This window comes from Rhodococcus sp. NPDC080181, from assembly GCF_040702225.1.
Lineage (GTDB): Bacteria > Actinomycetota > Actinomycetes > Mycobacteriales > Mycobacteriaceae > Rhodococcoides > Rhodococcoides fascians.
Map to the genome: position 1 here is coordinate 44,879 of NZ_JBFBKN010000013.1, position 13,197 is coordinate 58,075.

16 protein-coding genes are annotated in these 13,197 nt (G+C 58.6%); 5 read left to right on the top strand and 11 right to left on the bottom strand.

Annotated elements, in window-relative coordinates; genetic code table 11:
• Positions 1-34 precede the first annotated feature (34 nt).
• On the top strand, positions 35-448 hold the full coding sequence (locus AB0O58_RS16215; RefSeq protein ID WP_366238496.1) for an ABC transporter transmembrane domain-containing protein: 414 nt from the start codon (positions 35-37) through the stop codon (positions 446-448).
• Between the two features lie 474 nt (positions 449-922).
• Here AB0O58_RS16215 and AB0O58_RS16220 read toward each other — a convergent pair whose 3' ends face one another.
• From AB0O58_RS16220 to AB0O58_RS16250, 7 genes are all read right to left on the bottom strand, one after another.
• A complete protein-coding gene (locus AB0O58_RS16220; RefSeq protein ID WP_366238497.1) occupies positions 923-1,405 on the bottom strand; it encodes an HNH endonuclease in 483 nt (160 codons plus the stop codon).
• Positions 1,406-1,779: 374 nt separating this feature from the next.
• Complete coding sequence (locus AB0O58_RS16225; protein WP_366238498.1) at positions 1,780-3,216, bottom strand: phage major capsid protein; 1,437 nt, start codon at positions 3,214-3,216, stop codon at positions 1,780-1,782.
• Positions 3,216-3,833 carry an HK97 family phage prohead protease gene (locus tag AB0O58_RS16230; protein WP_219519411.1) on the bottom strand — a complete coding sequence of 206 codons (618 nt, stop codon included), beginning with the start codon at positions 3,831-3,833 and terminating at the stop codon, positions 3,216-3,218. The genes AB0O58_RS16225 and AB0O58_RS16230 overlap by 1 nt, the downstream gene beginning before the upstream one ends.
• A 180-nt stretch (positions 3,834-4,013) precedes the next feature.
• On the bottom strand, positions 4,014-4,265 hold the full coding sequence (locus tag AB0O58_RS16235) for an HNH endonuclease signature motif containing protein (RefSeq protein WP_366238499.1): 252 nt from the start codon (positions 4,263-4,265) through the stop codon (positions 4,014-4,016).
• A gap of 602 nt (positions 4,266-4,867) precedes the next feature.
• Positions 4,868-5,422, bottom strand: coding sequence for a hypothetical protein (locus AB0O58_RS16240; protein WP_366238500.1), 555 nt, complete (start codon positions 5,420-5,422; stop codon positions 4,868-4,870).
• 52 nt (positions 5,423-5,474) lie between these two features.
• Positions 5,475-5,693: a hypothetical protein gene (locus AB0O58_RS16245; RefSeq protein ID WP_306902513.1), complete on the bottom strand. Its 219-nt coding sequence runs from the start codon at positions 5,691-5,693 to the stop codon at positions 5,475-5,477.
• Complete coding sequence (locus tag AB0O58_RS16250; RefSeq protein WP_366238509.1) at positions 5,690-5,797, bottom strand: hypothetical protein; 108 nt, start codon at positions 5,795-5,797, stop codon at positions 5,690-5,692. Before AB0O58_RS16250 ends, AB0O58_RS16245 begins: the two co-directional genes overlap by 4 nt.
• 149 nt (positions 5,798-5,946) lie before the next feature.
• Between AB0O58_RS16250 and AB0O58_RS16255 the strand changes: the two genes are divergently transcribed.
• A complete protein-coding gene (locus tag AB0O58_RS16255; RefSeq protein ID WP_366238501.1) occupies positions 5,947-6,093 on the top strand; it encodes a hypothetical protein in 147 nt (48 codons plus the stop codon).
• Between the two features lie 62 nt (positions 6,094-6,155).
• Here the strand turns inward: AB0O58_RS16255 and AB0O58_RS16260 are convergent, their stop codons facing one another.
• The 4 genes from AB0O58_RS16260 to AB0O58_RS16275 form a co-directional block, all read right to left on the bottom strand.
• Positions 6,156-6,767, bottom strand: coding sequence for a hypothetical protein (locus AB0O58_RS16260; RefSeq protein WP_366238502.1), 612 nt, complete (start codon positions 6,765-6,767; stop codon positions 6,156-6,158).
• 711 nt (positions 6,768-7,478) lie between these two features.
• Positions 7,479-7,772: a hypothetical protein gene (locus tag AB0O58_RS16265; RefSeq protein WP_306902505.1), complete on the bottom strand. Its 294-nt coding sequence runs from the start codon at positions 7,770-7,772 to the stop codon at positions 7,479-7,481.
• A 13-nt stretch (positions 7,773-7,785) separates the two neighbouring features.
• Complete coding sequence (locus tag AB0O58_RS16270) at positions 7,786-7,968, bottom strand: helix-turn-helix domain-containing protein (RefSeq protein WP_306902503.1); 183 nt, start codon at positions 7,966-7,968, stop codon at positions 7,786-7,788.
• 817 nt (positions 7,969-8,785) lie between these two features.
• The gene (locus tag AB0O58_RS16275) at positions 8,786-10,243 is read right to left on the bottom strand and encodes a recombinase family protein (protein ID WP_366238503.1); all 1,458 of its coding nucleotides are present in this window, start codon (positions 10,241-10,243) and stop codon (positions 8,786-8,788) included.
• A 61-nt stretch (positions 10,244-10,304) separates the two neighbouring features.
• Here AB0O58_RS16275 and AB0O58_RS16280 point away from each other — a divergent pair, with 61 nt between their 5' ends.
• From AB0O58_RS16280 to ssb, 3 genes are all read left to right on the top strand, one after another.
• Complete coding sequence (locus AB0O58_RS16280) at positions 10,305-11,714, top strand: ABC transporter ATP-binding protein (RefSeq protein WP_366238504.1); 1,410 nt, start codon at positions 10,305-10,307, stop codon at positions 11,712-11,714.
• 47 nt (positions 11,715-11,761) lie between these two features.
• Positions 11,762-12,421 carry a YigZ family protein gene (locus AB0O58_RS16285; protein ID WP_094717959.1) on the top strand — a complete coding sequence of 220 codons (660 nt, stop codon included), beginning with the start codon at positions 11,762-11,764 and terminating at the stop codon, positions 12,419-12,421.
• Between the two features lie 165 nt (positions 12,422-12,586).
• On the top strand, positions 12,587-13,075 hold the full coding sequence (gene ssb, locus AB0O58_RS16290) for a single-stranded DNA-binding protein (RefSeq protein WP_048318588.1): 489 nt from the start codon (positions 12,587-12,589) through the stop codon (positions 13,073-13,075).
• The last annotated feature ends 122 nt before the right edge of the window (positions 13,076-13,197 follow it).

The following is a 13,197-nucleotide window of genomic DNA, read 5'->3' on the forward strand; positions in this document are numbered from 1 at the left end:
TCTGCATATTACTTCAGCTACCACGGAGGTCTACTTGGAAAGCCGTCCCGAACGCGTACCACTCGCTTCCGATCCAGCGCCAGTCCGACGAGTCCTGGCTCTGTTCACGCCCTACCGGCGCAAGATCGCTGTCGTCAGCGCGATCATCGTGGCCAGCGCCATCATTGCGCTCGCCTCTCCTCTACTTCTTCGCGAACTCCTCGATCATGCAATTCCCGACCGCGACGTCACGCTCGTCAGCCTCATCGCGGTCGGCATGATCGCTGTTGCAGTCGCCACCAACACTCTCGGCGTGGTCCAGACCTGGATGTCCAACGGCGTCGGTCAGCAACTCATGCACGATCTGCGCGTGCAGGTCTATTCGCACCTGCAGAGACAGTCCCTCGGATTCTTCGCGCGAACGCGCACCGGTGAGGTGCAATCGCGTATGGCCGACCGTGATCTATGACGGCATAGGCTAATCTCCGATAAGCGTTGTCGCATAACGTCTTTCGTGGTCAGACTAGTTTCTCTACGAGTGATCCTCGCGACAGCTTACATCGAGAGCGGTGCTCTCTTTTGTCGACGGCCAAAGAATTAATTACTAAGGGAAATGATTTCCTGGGCTTTATCGGAGGGTTTATCGGAGGGCAGAATAGAGTTTATCGAGGGTTTATCCGGGGAATTGTTTCGGAGCGTCTGGTGGCGAGTCGTTCGAGGTAGAGGTTTTCGTGACCCTCATAAGCCTCTGACCAGGCGTTTTGCACTTCGCTTTGCCGGAATTCTGGATACTTAGAGGGAAAAAACGCAAGATCACTCCGGGGTCACGCTGCCCTCGTTAATAACGGGTTTATGCCCCCCCGGGCCCTTTCGGGCAGCGTGCACACCATAAACGCATTCGGACCTTGCAATTAATTCAAAAGAATGCGGACGACAGGAATTGTTAAATGAATTCCATTTCTGGATGGCGCGCTTTCCATGCGTTGTATTCGTCGCGTCGTTCACGATGATATTCGGTGCAATGCGCGCACGGTGCAGTGACGTGACCGCAATTCCAGTCTCGACTGACCAATAACGGCTTAGGGTCACCAACAGGCTTAGTCACTGCAACAGGAATTGCTTTAGGTGATTTCGATGAATGAGTATGTGGTGAATTCGGTTTCGAGATGTGGTTAGGCATCGAACTCGATCGAGACGCATTGCAGTGGAGATGTGCACTAGCAAGGTTGGTGTATTCATCGGCTAGATCAGGACGTTGTTGGATAGGAATGATGTGATCACAACTGAACGAGTACTTGTTTGGATACTTCAGTGACAGGTCGATTGGCAGTTGGCATATGTGGCAGACATGGTGGTCTGTCGAGGCGAGTAGCTTCTTGCGGTTACGTCGGTAGGCAGCGGTATCGCGTCCAGGTCGTAGCGTCATGTCGATTATTCCTTTTGCATGTAGTTGGCTATTCGCATTGCTGTTGTCTCACTGCGCTTCTCGCGGGCTCAGGCTGTCGTCTGGCATGGTTGGCTAGGCAGGGGTGCAGTCGTGTCTCAGCGTGGCAATGAGAGCGTGTTTAGGGGTACATACAGAAAATGCCCGACCATCACGGGCGAAGAGGCGAGGCGAATCACCTGTAAACCGTGATGGTCGGGCATCTGTGATCGAGTAGCTAGTTCGATCGGACGAAACTCGGCGTCGATAGTGTGAGCGGCTACGCTCCGAATATCCGAGATCGGTTGTCTGGGTTACGAAGCCAGACGTTATGAACTGTACTGCATTTTCAGACGATGCGCGGGTTCATCGTCAGACTATGCGGTGGTGTTGACTCGCAACAGCCGGAATGCGTTCGGGTTCACCACATCCGAGCCGGTCCGGAACCAGAGAAGAGCACCGCGTGCGCCTACCGGTCGGTTGTTTGCGCCCATCACGTTGGGAATGAACTCGATTCGAGTACCGACCCGATCCACGATGACGAAATTGCTGAAGTCGCCGTAAATGAGCGGGTAATTCGATTCCGTCGCAGCGGCGTTGATCGTGCCATCCATGTTGGAAACCTCATGGAATCGACGGCCCAACAGGTACGCGGGATTACCGGACAGCTCGGGGAACTTCAGCGCGCCGTTACCGGTCTCGAACTGACGGAACGTGTTCTGAGTCGAGAGCGCGCCAGCGAACTGTGCATTACCGGAGAACCGTGCTCCGAGTGCCCCCTGAAGCGCGTAGGCGTCCGCAGCGGACAGGGCCTCTGTTCCACTACCCGGCACGATCACAGAGCCGCCAGCGGCCACGAGAGCGGTCACAATGCCGGTCGGCTGTCCGATACCGGTACCCGTGGTGTACGCGGTGTTCATCAACTGATCGGCACCGTCCACGAGAAGCTTCGACAGCTCGGGGAGGAACTGAGAACCGGCGTCTTCCATCTCGAACGAATACGTGGTGTACGCGTCTCCGAGATAGACAGGGATTCGAGGGTCATCGAGTACCGGTGTGACCTCGGATGCCTGAGCAAGCTCGGCCTTCCATTCGGCAGTTACCCCAGCGCTCGAAACACCCTGCCACGCACTCGTGGTGATCTGCACAACCCGCGCAATCTGCCGCAGCGGATTCGTAGAACCGTTGGAGGTCAGCAGGATTGCGGGATCGAGCGACAGCGGAACCATATACCCGCCTGAGGCGTCAACGCCGATCTGCATGGCCCGGCTAACCTGCGCAACGTCACGATACGACTGTGCCTCTGCCGCAGTGAATTCGAGGTGTCCACGCTCGGGATCACGGGCGATCTTCGCGAATGCTCGGCGGTAGTCTGCCGATCCGGCCGCGATTGCCCACCGAGCGGTTAGCGACGTATCGCCGGAATCGCGCAGCATCGTTTCGACCTTCTCGGCCGCGTGCTCGGGCAACTCCTTCGCCTTCACTCCACGTTCGATCGTCCGCATAGCGTTGTCGCGCTCGGTATTACCGCGATTCGTAGCGAGGTTGCGGCCCTCGTAAGCGTTCGGGTCAGCGCCCGGTGTGCCGTGCTCGATTGCACCGGAATCAGCCAGGTTGCGCATTGCTTCGATACGACGTTCGCCCGTGGCAATCTCGGCCTTGACGACATCGAGTCGCTCTGCGGCGTCATCGAAACGAACGGTCTCGGCCTCATCGAGGTCACGAGCTTCTTCCTTCGCGGCCTGGAACAGCTGCCGCATTTCACCTTCGAGCGCGGTCTGTTCGGCGCGCAATTCCTGAAGTGTCTTCTTCATTAGAGTAGTCCTGCCATTCTCATTCGCTTCTCAGCGAGATTCAGTGTGAGGGTTTTGTTTTCGTTGCGGACTCCGACTTTGGTACTTGCGTACGCGGGGAACACAACAGGGCCAGCTTCGGCTAGCGCAATCTCTTTGATCGTCCTCGTAAGTTGAATATCCGAGTCGAGAAGCATCGGAACACGTTCGGGCGAAACACGATTGCCCTTGGCGTCGCGCCACTCTTCCTGAATGACTCTGAATTTGATTGACATGCCCGAAATGGCCTGACTCGCAATAGCTTGCCGGATTGGCAGAACTAGGTCGTTGTCGTGCAACCGAGCACGTACGTACAGACCTTCGCGAGTCTCGCGCAATTCCTCGAACACCCCGATAGGCACCGACCCTGTTCGGCTATCGCGACCGTGTTCGAACTGCATCACCGGACGGCGTTCGGTCAAAGACTTCTTGAACGCGCCGAACGCAATTCGCTCGGAGTAGTGACCGAGGTAGTCGCGAATCTCTGTCGGAACGTCGAATACTGCGGCCAGTCCTTCGAGGGTCAACCCATCGTCGGCGGTGTCAGTGGCTCGAAATTCGAGATTGCGTTCGATCATCGGTTTCGTGTTGCGTGGCATAGTCATTCACCTTCACTTACTCGGGGTGCATCAGGGAGAAGAGCGCACAATGCGGCCCTTTAACAATCCCGTGGCGATTCGAGTGGATACCATGCGCGGGTGCATGTTCCGGCTCAATCCCGGCGTGAATGGCAGGTGAGCTAGTGGCTCGGCCTACGGGATACACAGTACTGCATCGAATTAGGTTGTGCTGTTGGTGCTTTCGGATTCTAGTAACGCAAAGAACTCTTGCTCCGTCTTGGTTCCCTTTCTGAGGTTGTCGCGGGGGCACGCGCTGACAAGATTGGTCCAGTCGTCAGTTCCTCCACGCGCTAACGGAATTGCATGGTCGACGTGGAATCCCTTGCGCCACGGTGTGCCGCAGTAATGGCAGGGCTCACCTTTCATGTCTCTACGTGCCCACGCTGAGAGTTCGGGATCTACATTGGTCATGTTGCTGTACAACCGTTGTCGGCGTCTCGCTGATATTGCCTGATACCGCTCTGGATTTGCTTGTCGATCGTCGCGTTGCCATTCCAACTTGTACGACTTGCGCTCGGCGTTGATCTGCCGGATCTTTCTGCGATACTCAGGATCTGTTGCGTACCTATTCTTTTGAGCTGCCAGCTCTTTAGCGAAGTCTCTGGTATCGAAGGCGTTTTGCTTGAAGCACTTGTCGCTACAGAACTTCGTAGCACCAGATACAGGTTGAAACCGTGCTCCGCACACTTCGCACGACTTCGGGCGATACCCTGTGTATAGCCTGTCCCGGTTGCGATCTCGGTACGCTTTGCTCTGCGCGAGAATCGTTTCCGACTTTGTCGAGTATCGACGTTTCGCTTTGCATGACTCGCTGCAACACTTTTGCGACGACTGATACGGGAAGAACGTGACACCGCACCACGGACAATTCTTCGGACTATAGCGAACTGACGTGTGATAGGAACTGTCCCGGACACTCTTACACTCTCGACTACCGCAGTAGAGCTGGCGTGCGCTGTTCGGCTTGAACTCCACTTTGCATCCAAGACAGACCTTCTCGCGATAGTTCCGCGTCACTGCCACTCCTCTGGCACCGTCTCCGGCATCGTCGTGTCGAAAGTCATTGCGTCGACTTCGGTTTGAGTGTCATCGACTAACCATGCGTGTTCGATCCACGCGAAGTCCTCGCCGTTGCAACTTGCGATGACGTAGCGACCCTCACGGCGAACGGACACACCAGGATTCGCCGCGAACCGAGCCTGAATCGTCGGGTCCAGTCGGTCGTATGCGTCGGCTAGAACTTGGCCTAGTTTGATCGTCAGAATGTCCACGTGCTTCTCCTGTGCTTCGCGAATCTTGCGTTCCCTGCGCTGTTTACGGCTTTCACCCCCGGCTACCAATTGAACCCACACTTGAACCCACGGCAGGAAATGTGATCCTTCGTGTCGATGTTCGGAACTACATCGGGGAACGGCTCCGATTCGGTTGGTGGCAGGGGTAACTCGGTTGTTGTCGTTGTAGTCGTCGGTGGTGGTGTCGTTGTCGTAGTGGTCGGTGGTGGCAGATAGGGCGTTCCATTCACGTTGCGAGTTGGCGCGAAGCTGCTGCCCACCATCGAAAGCGCGCACGCTGTGAAGATCAACAATCCGACAAGTATCGAACTAGCGATGAGAAAAGCTTTCATGGTGTCTCCTGTTGTGGCCTAACGACTGTCACGTGAACGACGTGCGTTGGTATGAGCGCCAGATCGGCTATGAGCGCGGCAAGCGCCCTGACGACAGCGGTGGTCGGCATCTCGGGGTGTTCGCGCCGAATCTCGAATAGCAAGTCGGTCAAGTCGATTTCACCCTGGTTGATGATCCTCAGGATGGTCTCCTGTAGGCGCGGGTGTTCGATCATCGCGGCGTGTAGACAGCGCCCGACCGCCCTACGAGTTGACACCGCAACAGGATTGCGAGATGACCCTCGATCGTGTCGGGTGGTTTTCCAGTGCGCTGGTGGATCTGTTCGGCCGTCATCGGCCCGTGTTCTCGAAGCGCGTCGAGAGTGGTTCGGATCTGCGCTAGCTCGTGATCGGTCATCATGCCTTGTCCTTAGTTCTAGGTGTACTCTGGCGAGAGTTGTTATCCCGCTCGGCCATTGGAGGATTGCTATGAGCGCTCCCGTAATCGACCGCCCCCGCACATCGGCTACTTGGACCATCCCGTCCAGCCGTCGTTCCGGCGAAACCTGGTATGCACCAGGCGAAAAGTTCGTCGTCATCGACGGGGTTCGCCGTCCGGTGGTGTGCGAAGCGTAGGTAGTACCGAAAAGCCCTCATTTCGATTCTGAGGGCTTTTTTCATGCCTCGGGCATGAATCCCTATGCCTCGGTGCGAAAGTCCGCCATGAGCCTACTGAGGGCCATTCTTGCGGCCTCTCGTTCTGCCTCAGTCGGTTCCGGTGCTGATTTACCGGCTTGCACCTCGGAGGTGCGCTGTTCCCACCATTCTCGATCGGCCTGAACCGTTCGCCTCAACTTCTCGATGCGCTCGGAGACATCGGATCTCGCCTCGGTCGCGGACAGCATCACGGCAGCGAGTTCGTCCGGTTGTGGAATGAGTTCACCGTCTGCGTTGAACGTTTCGGGCATCCAGAACGAGACACCGACTTGCCGTTCGTACGCGTGCCCGCTTTCGGGTTGGTAGTCGTAGTGGTGCCAGACCGGTTGCACTCGAATGCAGTTCAAATCACCGGCCACCTGTTCGGCCATCGCTTCGATGACTCGGTACAGCTGAAGGTTGTACTCGTTCTCTCCGATCGTCGGCTGAAAGTGGTCCTCGGGCAACGGTTCGCGCCACCAAAATGTCAGAGTCCACTCTCGGGTGTAGTACAGCGGTTCATCGTCAACACTTCTGTCGTAGAACGGCTGTCGTTCGGCGTCGGTACCGAGCAGACGAATTCCGACAAGCTCTTCGATCGAGCGCGTCACCATTCCATGACCCCGTTCTCATCTGGCTGCCAGAGGCCACCACAAGTGCCGTCTATTTCAACTTTCGGCTTAGTCTTCTTCGGTGCGCTGTCGTCCTTTTGAGGCGCGGTAGCGGAGGCAGGCGAAGCCGTGCCCGAAGCGCTAGCGCCGCTCTTAGACTCATCCCCAGTCCCCATCCTTTCCAAGTCTGGTACTGGTACTGAGTCTGAGCGAGAAACTTTCTCCGAAGTTGGGGGTTGCGTTGGGGGAGAACTTTTTCCCGTGTCATCCTTTGGTTCGTAGCCTCGCGCATACTCGGTAGCGAACGGACAATCGTCTGGGCGGTTGCGTTTACGGCATAGGTGGTGATCGCCGTCACTGTGCATCTGTGCCACGTCGTTTCGCTTATCCGCGCTGGTAGAACGTGCTTTAGCGCGGTAGCTCTCGACCTGTTCTGCCGTCTCTTGTCCGTCCCAAACTAGGTGAACCATGTCGCCATCGACGCTCAGTAGACCGGCAGATTCGAGGCGCACCAGACTTTTTCGCCAGCCTCGATATTGGAGATTAGACGCAATCATCTTGGCCTCGACTACAGTCACCCGACCGTCGAGTAGATCCCGTTTAGAAACAGACATGAGTCCGAGATAGAACCCTAAATCAGCTGCGGTGAGCTGAAAACGCTGTGACACGTTGATGATTCCACTCTTGCATTTCCACCAGCCGGGTCCGAGATAGCTACTCACTCGGCTCACCGACCCAACGGAACAGGGCGGCATCACGTTCGACGTACGGAGACCAATCGTCAATCACCCGAACGTCATTCGGAAAGGTCTTCGCTAACCAGTCGAGCGCTATGAATGCGTTGGACACCAGCGCAACCCAGGACGGTTCTTCTTCGGCAGGGTAGTCGGGCATCCGGTCGGACAGTTCGCACGCCATACCAGAGCTGTCAACATAAAAGCTCATGTGTGTCTGAAGTATTTCGAGCACATCATCGACGTACGGGGGCAGTTCGTTTCGGTTTGTCATCGTGGCCAGCTCTCTAGTTGCGCGGTTGCTTCTGAACGAGGGCGTCCACCTGATCGGGGTGGATCTTGATACGTCCTCCGATGCGGTAATGCTCGATCTTTCCTTCTTTGATCCAGTTACGAACGGTTTGCTCCGAGACTCCCATCAGTGCGCTGAGATCTTTGATGCTCAGGAGTTGCTTTGGGTCGATTGTCATTTCGAGTCCTTCCTTAGTCCTTTTGTTGTTTACCAACATGACTGAGTATGCACGTGGTGTCCCCCCACTGCGGAGGAGCAGACGTGTCCCCCTCCGACCAGCTAGTATTAGAGATGTCGTCGTGGCCGTCGACAACGAAAAAGCCACCGCAACAGGTGAATACGCGCTCGGCATGGCGCGCTCCTGATCTGTTGCGGTGGCTTTCTCTATTTCACGAGAGGAATTGCTCATGCCTAAGGGGCATCCGAAAAGTGGCCGTCTCGCTCCGAAAAAAGATCAAGCGTACGGGGGCGCAAAGTGTTCGTACCAGTCGATAGAGGGATTGCGGTGCACCAGATCTGGTCCGTTCGCGCTCGATTGGGAGATGGGCAGCTTCTGCCGGGATCATGCGCTAGAGCTGATGTTGGAGCGCTCGAAGGAGCCGTCGCGCCAGGTACGCAAACGGGAATCAGACACGTACTCAGCCGAATTCGGCCTAGGACGCGCGCCAGAGTACGTGTGACCCTTGCAGGACGGTAAAGGGAGGTCGCTCCGTTTATCTTCCGGGTCGGCGTCGGTGTGTCGGACGGTAAACGGAAATCTTTCCGGTTATCCTCGCTGTCATTCCTGACCGTCCTGTCTGTCACCCCGAGCGTGTCCGCAATCTCCTGCTGCGACAACCCTTCTCCGACCGCGAACGCGACCGACTACTGCCTGATTTCCGGCCCTCTCAGATCGACGGAGACGCACGAACCCGACTGCGGTGGTGTGACAGTCCAGGCACGAAAAAGCCCCTGCCAACTAGACGACAGGGGCTGTCTCATTTGAGACGGTTCGGCTATCCCAGGAAGCGCACCGACACGAACTCGGGATCGAACACCCGCGCATTCCGACCAACCTTGTCGGGTATGGGGTACACCACGACCTCGACAGCGGCACGGACAAACCGACGTTTCCAATCGAGATCGGCACTCGCCCACAGCTCTTCGGCGTTCATCGCGAAGTTGTAGAGGTCTCGGTTCGGCGCGGCTTGCTCGGCTTTCGCGCGGGCGTCGGCAATCTGAGGTCTGATGAGCTGTTGCATCGAGACGTACTCTTCGAGCGGCACAACGCCAGTCGCATAAAGCTTTCCGACCTCGGTCAGTCGTTCTTCGAGCCTCGCAACCTCGGCAAGGTGACCGGCCGTAACGTCTCTGTCGTCTGGTTCGGTGCCGCTGTCGTCCTTCGGGAACAGGAACCCGACCTCGCGTTCGTACAGATCGGCGCGGTAGTTCTCGATCGCCTCGAACAGCTTCTCCTCGACGTGTTTGTCCAGATCCGGCTCACTCCGGTTGACGTGTCCGAGCGGGCAGCGATACGCCGCGTTGTACCGGCCAGCTCCGGCCCACGACAGTCGGCGGTTACACGTCGTTCCGTCGGCCTGAGTTGCGCCACAGCGAGCTATTCCGGTGAGTAGGTGCGTCGGTGCCACTCCTCGATGCTTGAGCCGTGACGGGTCGCTCAGGACGCTTACGATCTGCGCGTGTTCTGCGACGGTCAGGATGGTCGGCCACTTACCGGCGACAGACAGCCGTTCTCCTCGCGCTACGCGTATTCCTGCGAGCGTCGGCCGTGTCAGCGCCAGGCGAACCTTGCCGTTGGTCCAGTTATTGCCTCGGCTGGTTGTCAGTCCAGCGGCATTCCAGCGTCTCGCAACCTGAGTGAGGTTCGCCGTGCCGTTCACAACGTCGTTGACCGCTTCGCGAATGGCGTCGGCCGCGACCGTATCGACAACCCATTCAGCGTGTTCGTCTTTCGTCCATCCGAACCCAAGTGTGGAGTGGACTTCGCCTTTTGTGGCGCGACTGATGCTGTCTCGACGGACTCTTTTCGAGATTCGAGCCGATTCGAGCTTCGCCAGTGATGCTGCGGTTTCAGCGGCGTATTGATCGTCGGCGTTGCCCATATCGAGTAGTCGGTTGATGCCGTAGTCGTACACCAGGACGTTGTTCGTTCGGAGTAATTCGGCCAGCGCTTCCCATTCGGTGCCGGGGCCTTTTCGGGTGATGCGGGAGAACTCGTAGACAGCGACAATATCGGCTTTTCCGTCGCTGATCTGGGTCTGTAGTTCTTGGAATCCCGGTCGCTGCCTTTTCTCGAATCGAGACGCGCTCATACTGTCTTTCACGACTCCGACGATCTCCCAATCGGGCCGTGACTCTATTTCTTCGCGTAAAACGTCTTCTTGTTGCTCTACAGAGCGCGACTTACCACCTTGGGCATTACTGATCCTCGCGTAAACGATGACTCGTAGCATTTAGGGCCTCCTGGTCGCGCTCTTTCTCCGAGCCCCAAGTGTATCCCGTCACTAATCACAGTTGCGCATCGCGAACGACATCGGCGGCATGCAATCCGTCGTCACCAACACCGCGACGTCCATCGCGCAGAACGCCACGACGGTCGCAGCGACCGTGGTCGCGCTCTTCCTGCTCGATTGGAAGCTCGCCACGTTCTCGCTGATCATCCTGCCGATCTTCGTGCGAGTCGCTCGACGTATCGGCGACGAGCGTCGCAAGATCTCGACCAAGCGGCAGAAATTGCTCAGCGATCTGTCCGTCCAGATCGAGGAATCACTGTCCGTCAGTGGAATTCTTCTGGGCAAGACCACCGGTTCCGCCCAGGCGTTGACCGACAAATTCGCCGACCGATCGCACGAGGTGGCCGGTGTCGAACTGGCCGCAATGATGGCGGGCAAGTGGCGGATGGCGACAATTCAGATCAGCTTCGCCGTGATGCCCGCTCTGGTGTACTGGTTCGCCGGCATCACCATCGGTCAGGGGAGTGCATTGACGATCGGCACCCTGGTCGCGTTCACCGCATTGCAGACCCAATTGTTCCGGCCCACCATGCAATTGCTCAACACCGGCGTCGAAGTACAGGCATCCTTGGCGTTGTTCGGCAGAGTCTTCGAGTATCTCGACCTGCCCATCGATGTCGCCGAACCCGAGCACCCGGTCACACTCTCGCGAGAGAGCGTGCGCGGCGATGTCGCTTTCCGCGGCGTCGACTTCACCTATGCCGCCGCGACTGTCCCGACACTGTGCAACATCGATCTCGACGTACCGGCCGGGAGCACGCTCGCGCTCGTCGGCGCAACCGGATCGGGCAAGACCACGCTGGGATACCTCGTTGCCCGCCTGCATGATCCGACAGCCGGCTCGGTGACCATCGACGGTGTCGACTTGCGGCACATGGCGTCGGAGAACATTGCCGACCTGGTGGGCGTCGTCTCTCAGGAGACCTACTTGTTCCACGCCACCATCAGGGAGAACCTGCGGTTCGCCAAACCCGACGCCACCGACGACGAGATCGTGGCTGCCGCTCGGACGGCCCAGATACACGACTTCATCGACGGCCTCGACGACGGTTACGACACGATGGTCGGCGAGCGCGGCTACCGATTCTCCGGCGGTGAGAAGCAGCGCATCGCAATCGCCCGAACTGTCCTGCGCAACCCGCCGATTCTGGTGCTCGACGAAGCGACGAGCGCCCTGGACAATCGCACCGAACGCGCAGTGCAGACAGCGCTCGACGGTTTGATGCACGGCCGTACCACCATTCTGATCGCCCATCGCCTGTCCACCGTGCGAGCAGCAGACGCCATCGCGGTACTCGATCACGGCATCGTGCGCGAGGTCGGAAGCCACGAGGCGCTGCTCGCCGAAGACGGCATGTACGCCCAATTGGTCCGTGCCGCAGACGATGTCGTGGACAGCGTTGCTGCATGATCAGGGCTATTGCATGATCAGGGTTGTTGCATGAGCTGGGCTGCCGCGTGAGCGAGCTTCGAACGATCGCCGGCCGGGTTGTGTGCGAGACCGAGGTCAAGAGATCGCGGTTCGTCACCGTGGTGGACAGGGCGAGCACCGAGGCCGACGCTCGCGCGGTCATCGCAGCGGCGCGGAAAGCGGATCCGACTGCCGGACATCACTGTTCGGCATTCATCGTCGAATCCTCGGCTGCAGGCATCGTTGTCGTCCACGAAGACTTGACCCACCGCATCGAGCGATCCAACGACGACGGCGAACCCAGCGGCACGGCAGGAACGCCCATGCTCGAGGTGTTGCGCGGTCATCGGCTGACCAACGTGGTCGCGGTGGTCGGTAGATATTTCGGCGGCACCAAGCTCGGTACCGGCGGATTGGCCCGCGCGTACGGCGGTGCGGTCACCGAGGCACTTGCCCAGGCTCGGTTTCTCACCCGAGAGCGACGCGACGTGCTGACCCTCGAACTCGACCACGCCGAGGTGGGACGCGTCGAATCGGAGTTACGCGGACACGGGGCCTTGGTGCTCGATACCGCCTACGACACTCGAGCCGTGCTCACCGTCGCCGTCGCAGACGCCGATTCGACTGCAGCGCTGGTGGCGTCGCTCACCGCCGGACGGGTGGTGCCGGCTCTCGGTGGGCACGTTTACGTAGAAACAACCGAGTAGCACACCGGTCCGACACGAGTGGCGTCATGACCAGCCGATCCTGGACGTTCATCCACAGGCTCAGCGGTTGTCCACATTTCGCGAACACGTCCGTCACGGGCGGCTCCGGCGTAGCAGTGTCGATCTCGATCGCAATCACGCGATATTCATCGAGAGGAAGACACCATGTACGAAGCTCAGTGCGCTGTTGTGGGCACCGTCATCACCAATCCCGTCAAGCGCTCCACGCCCACCGGCGACGAGGTCCTCAGCTTTCGGATGGCGAGCAATGCCCGACGGCAGGACCGCAACACCGGTGAATGGACCGACGGCGGCACCCTCTATCTCACGGTCACGTGCTGGCGTCGACTCGTGCGCGGCGTCGGCGCATCGTTGATGAAGGGCGATCCGATCATCGCCTACGGACAGCTGCGCACCAACGAATACACCAATCGCGACGGCGTCGAACGATCCGACCTCGAGATGCGGGCCAGCGCCGTCGGGCCGGACCTTGCGCGCTGCAACGTGGCAATCCATCGGACCAGGACGGTGGCGCCCGAAGTACCTGCAGACGAGGCACTCACCGACGACGATCGGGGTGCCGCCGAACCACCGGAGGACGAGCCGGATCACGATCGAATCGGTGACGACGTCCGCGAGGCGGTACCCGCCTGACGGCCCGCCGACATCCGTCGTCCCCGGTGGATGCAACCCGCGCACGACCGCGGACGACGGATGTGGGCTCGGCGCGGACTCGGTCGATGGTGTTCCGACGCGGCCGCACCGATAAGCTGGGC

Bases quoted from the DNA above. Each gene is read 5' to 3' on its own strand.
- AB0O58_RS16220 (WP_366238497.1), bottom strand. From the start codon at position 1,405: ATGACGCTACGACCTGGACGCGATACCGCTGCCTACCGACGTAACCGC.
- ssb (WP_048318588.1), top strand. From the start codon at position 12,587: ATGTACGAAGCTCAGTGCGCTGTTGTGGGCACCGTCATCACCAATCCC.
- AB0O58_RS16225 (WP_366238498.1), bottom strand. From the start codon at position 3,216: ATGAAGAAGACACTTCAGGAATTGCGCGCCGAACAGACCGCGCTCGAA.
- AB0O58_RS16235 (WP_366238499.1), bottom strand. From the start codon at position 4,265: ATGACCAATGTAGATCCCGAACTCTCAGCGTGGGCACGTAGAGACATG.
- AB0O58_RS16230 (WP_219519411.1), bottom strand. From the start codon at position 3,833: ATGCCACGCAACACGAAACCGATGATCGAACGCAATCTCGAATTTCGA.
- AB0O58_RS16265 (WP_306902505.1), bottom strand. From the start codon at position 7,772: ATGACAAACCGAAACGAACTGCCCCCGTACGTCGATGATGTGCTCGAA.
- AB0O58_RS16255 (WP_366238501.1), top strand. From the start codon at position 5,947: ATGAGCGCTCCCGTAATCGACCGCCCCCGCACATCGGCTACTTGGACC.
- AB0O58_RS16270 (WP_306902503.1), bottom strand. From the start codon at position 7,968: ATGACAATCGACCCAAAGCAACTCCTGAGCATCAAAGATCTCAGCGCA.
- AB0O58_RS16260 (WP_366238502.1), bottom strand. From the start codon at position 6,767: ATGGTGACGCGCTCGATCGAAGAGCTTGTCGGAATTCGTCTGCTCGGT.
- AB0O58_RS16275 (WP_366238503.1), bottom strand. From the start codon at position 10,243: ATGCTACGAGTCATCGTTTACGCGAGGATCAGTAATGCCCAAGGTGGT.
- AB0O58_RS16245 (WP_306902513.1), bottom strand. From the start codon at position 5,693: ATGATCGAACACCCGCGCCTACAGGAGACCATCCTGAGGATCATCAAC.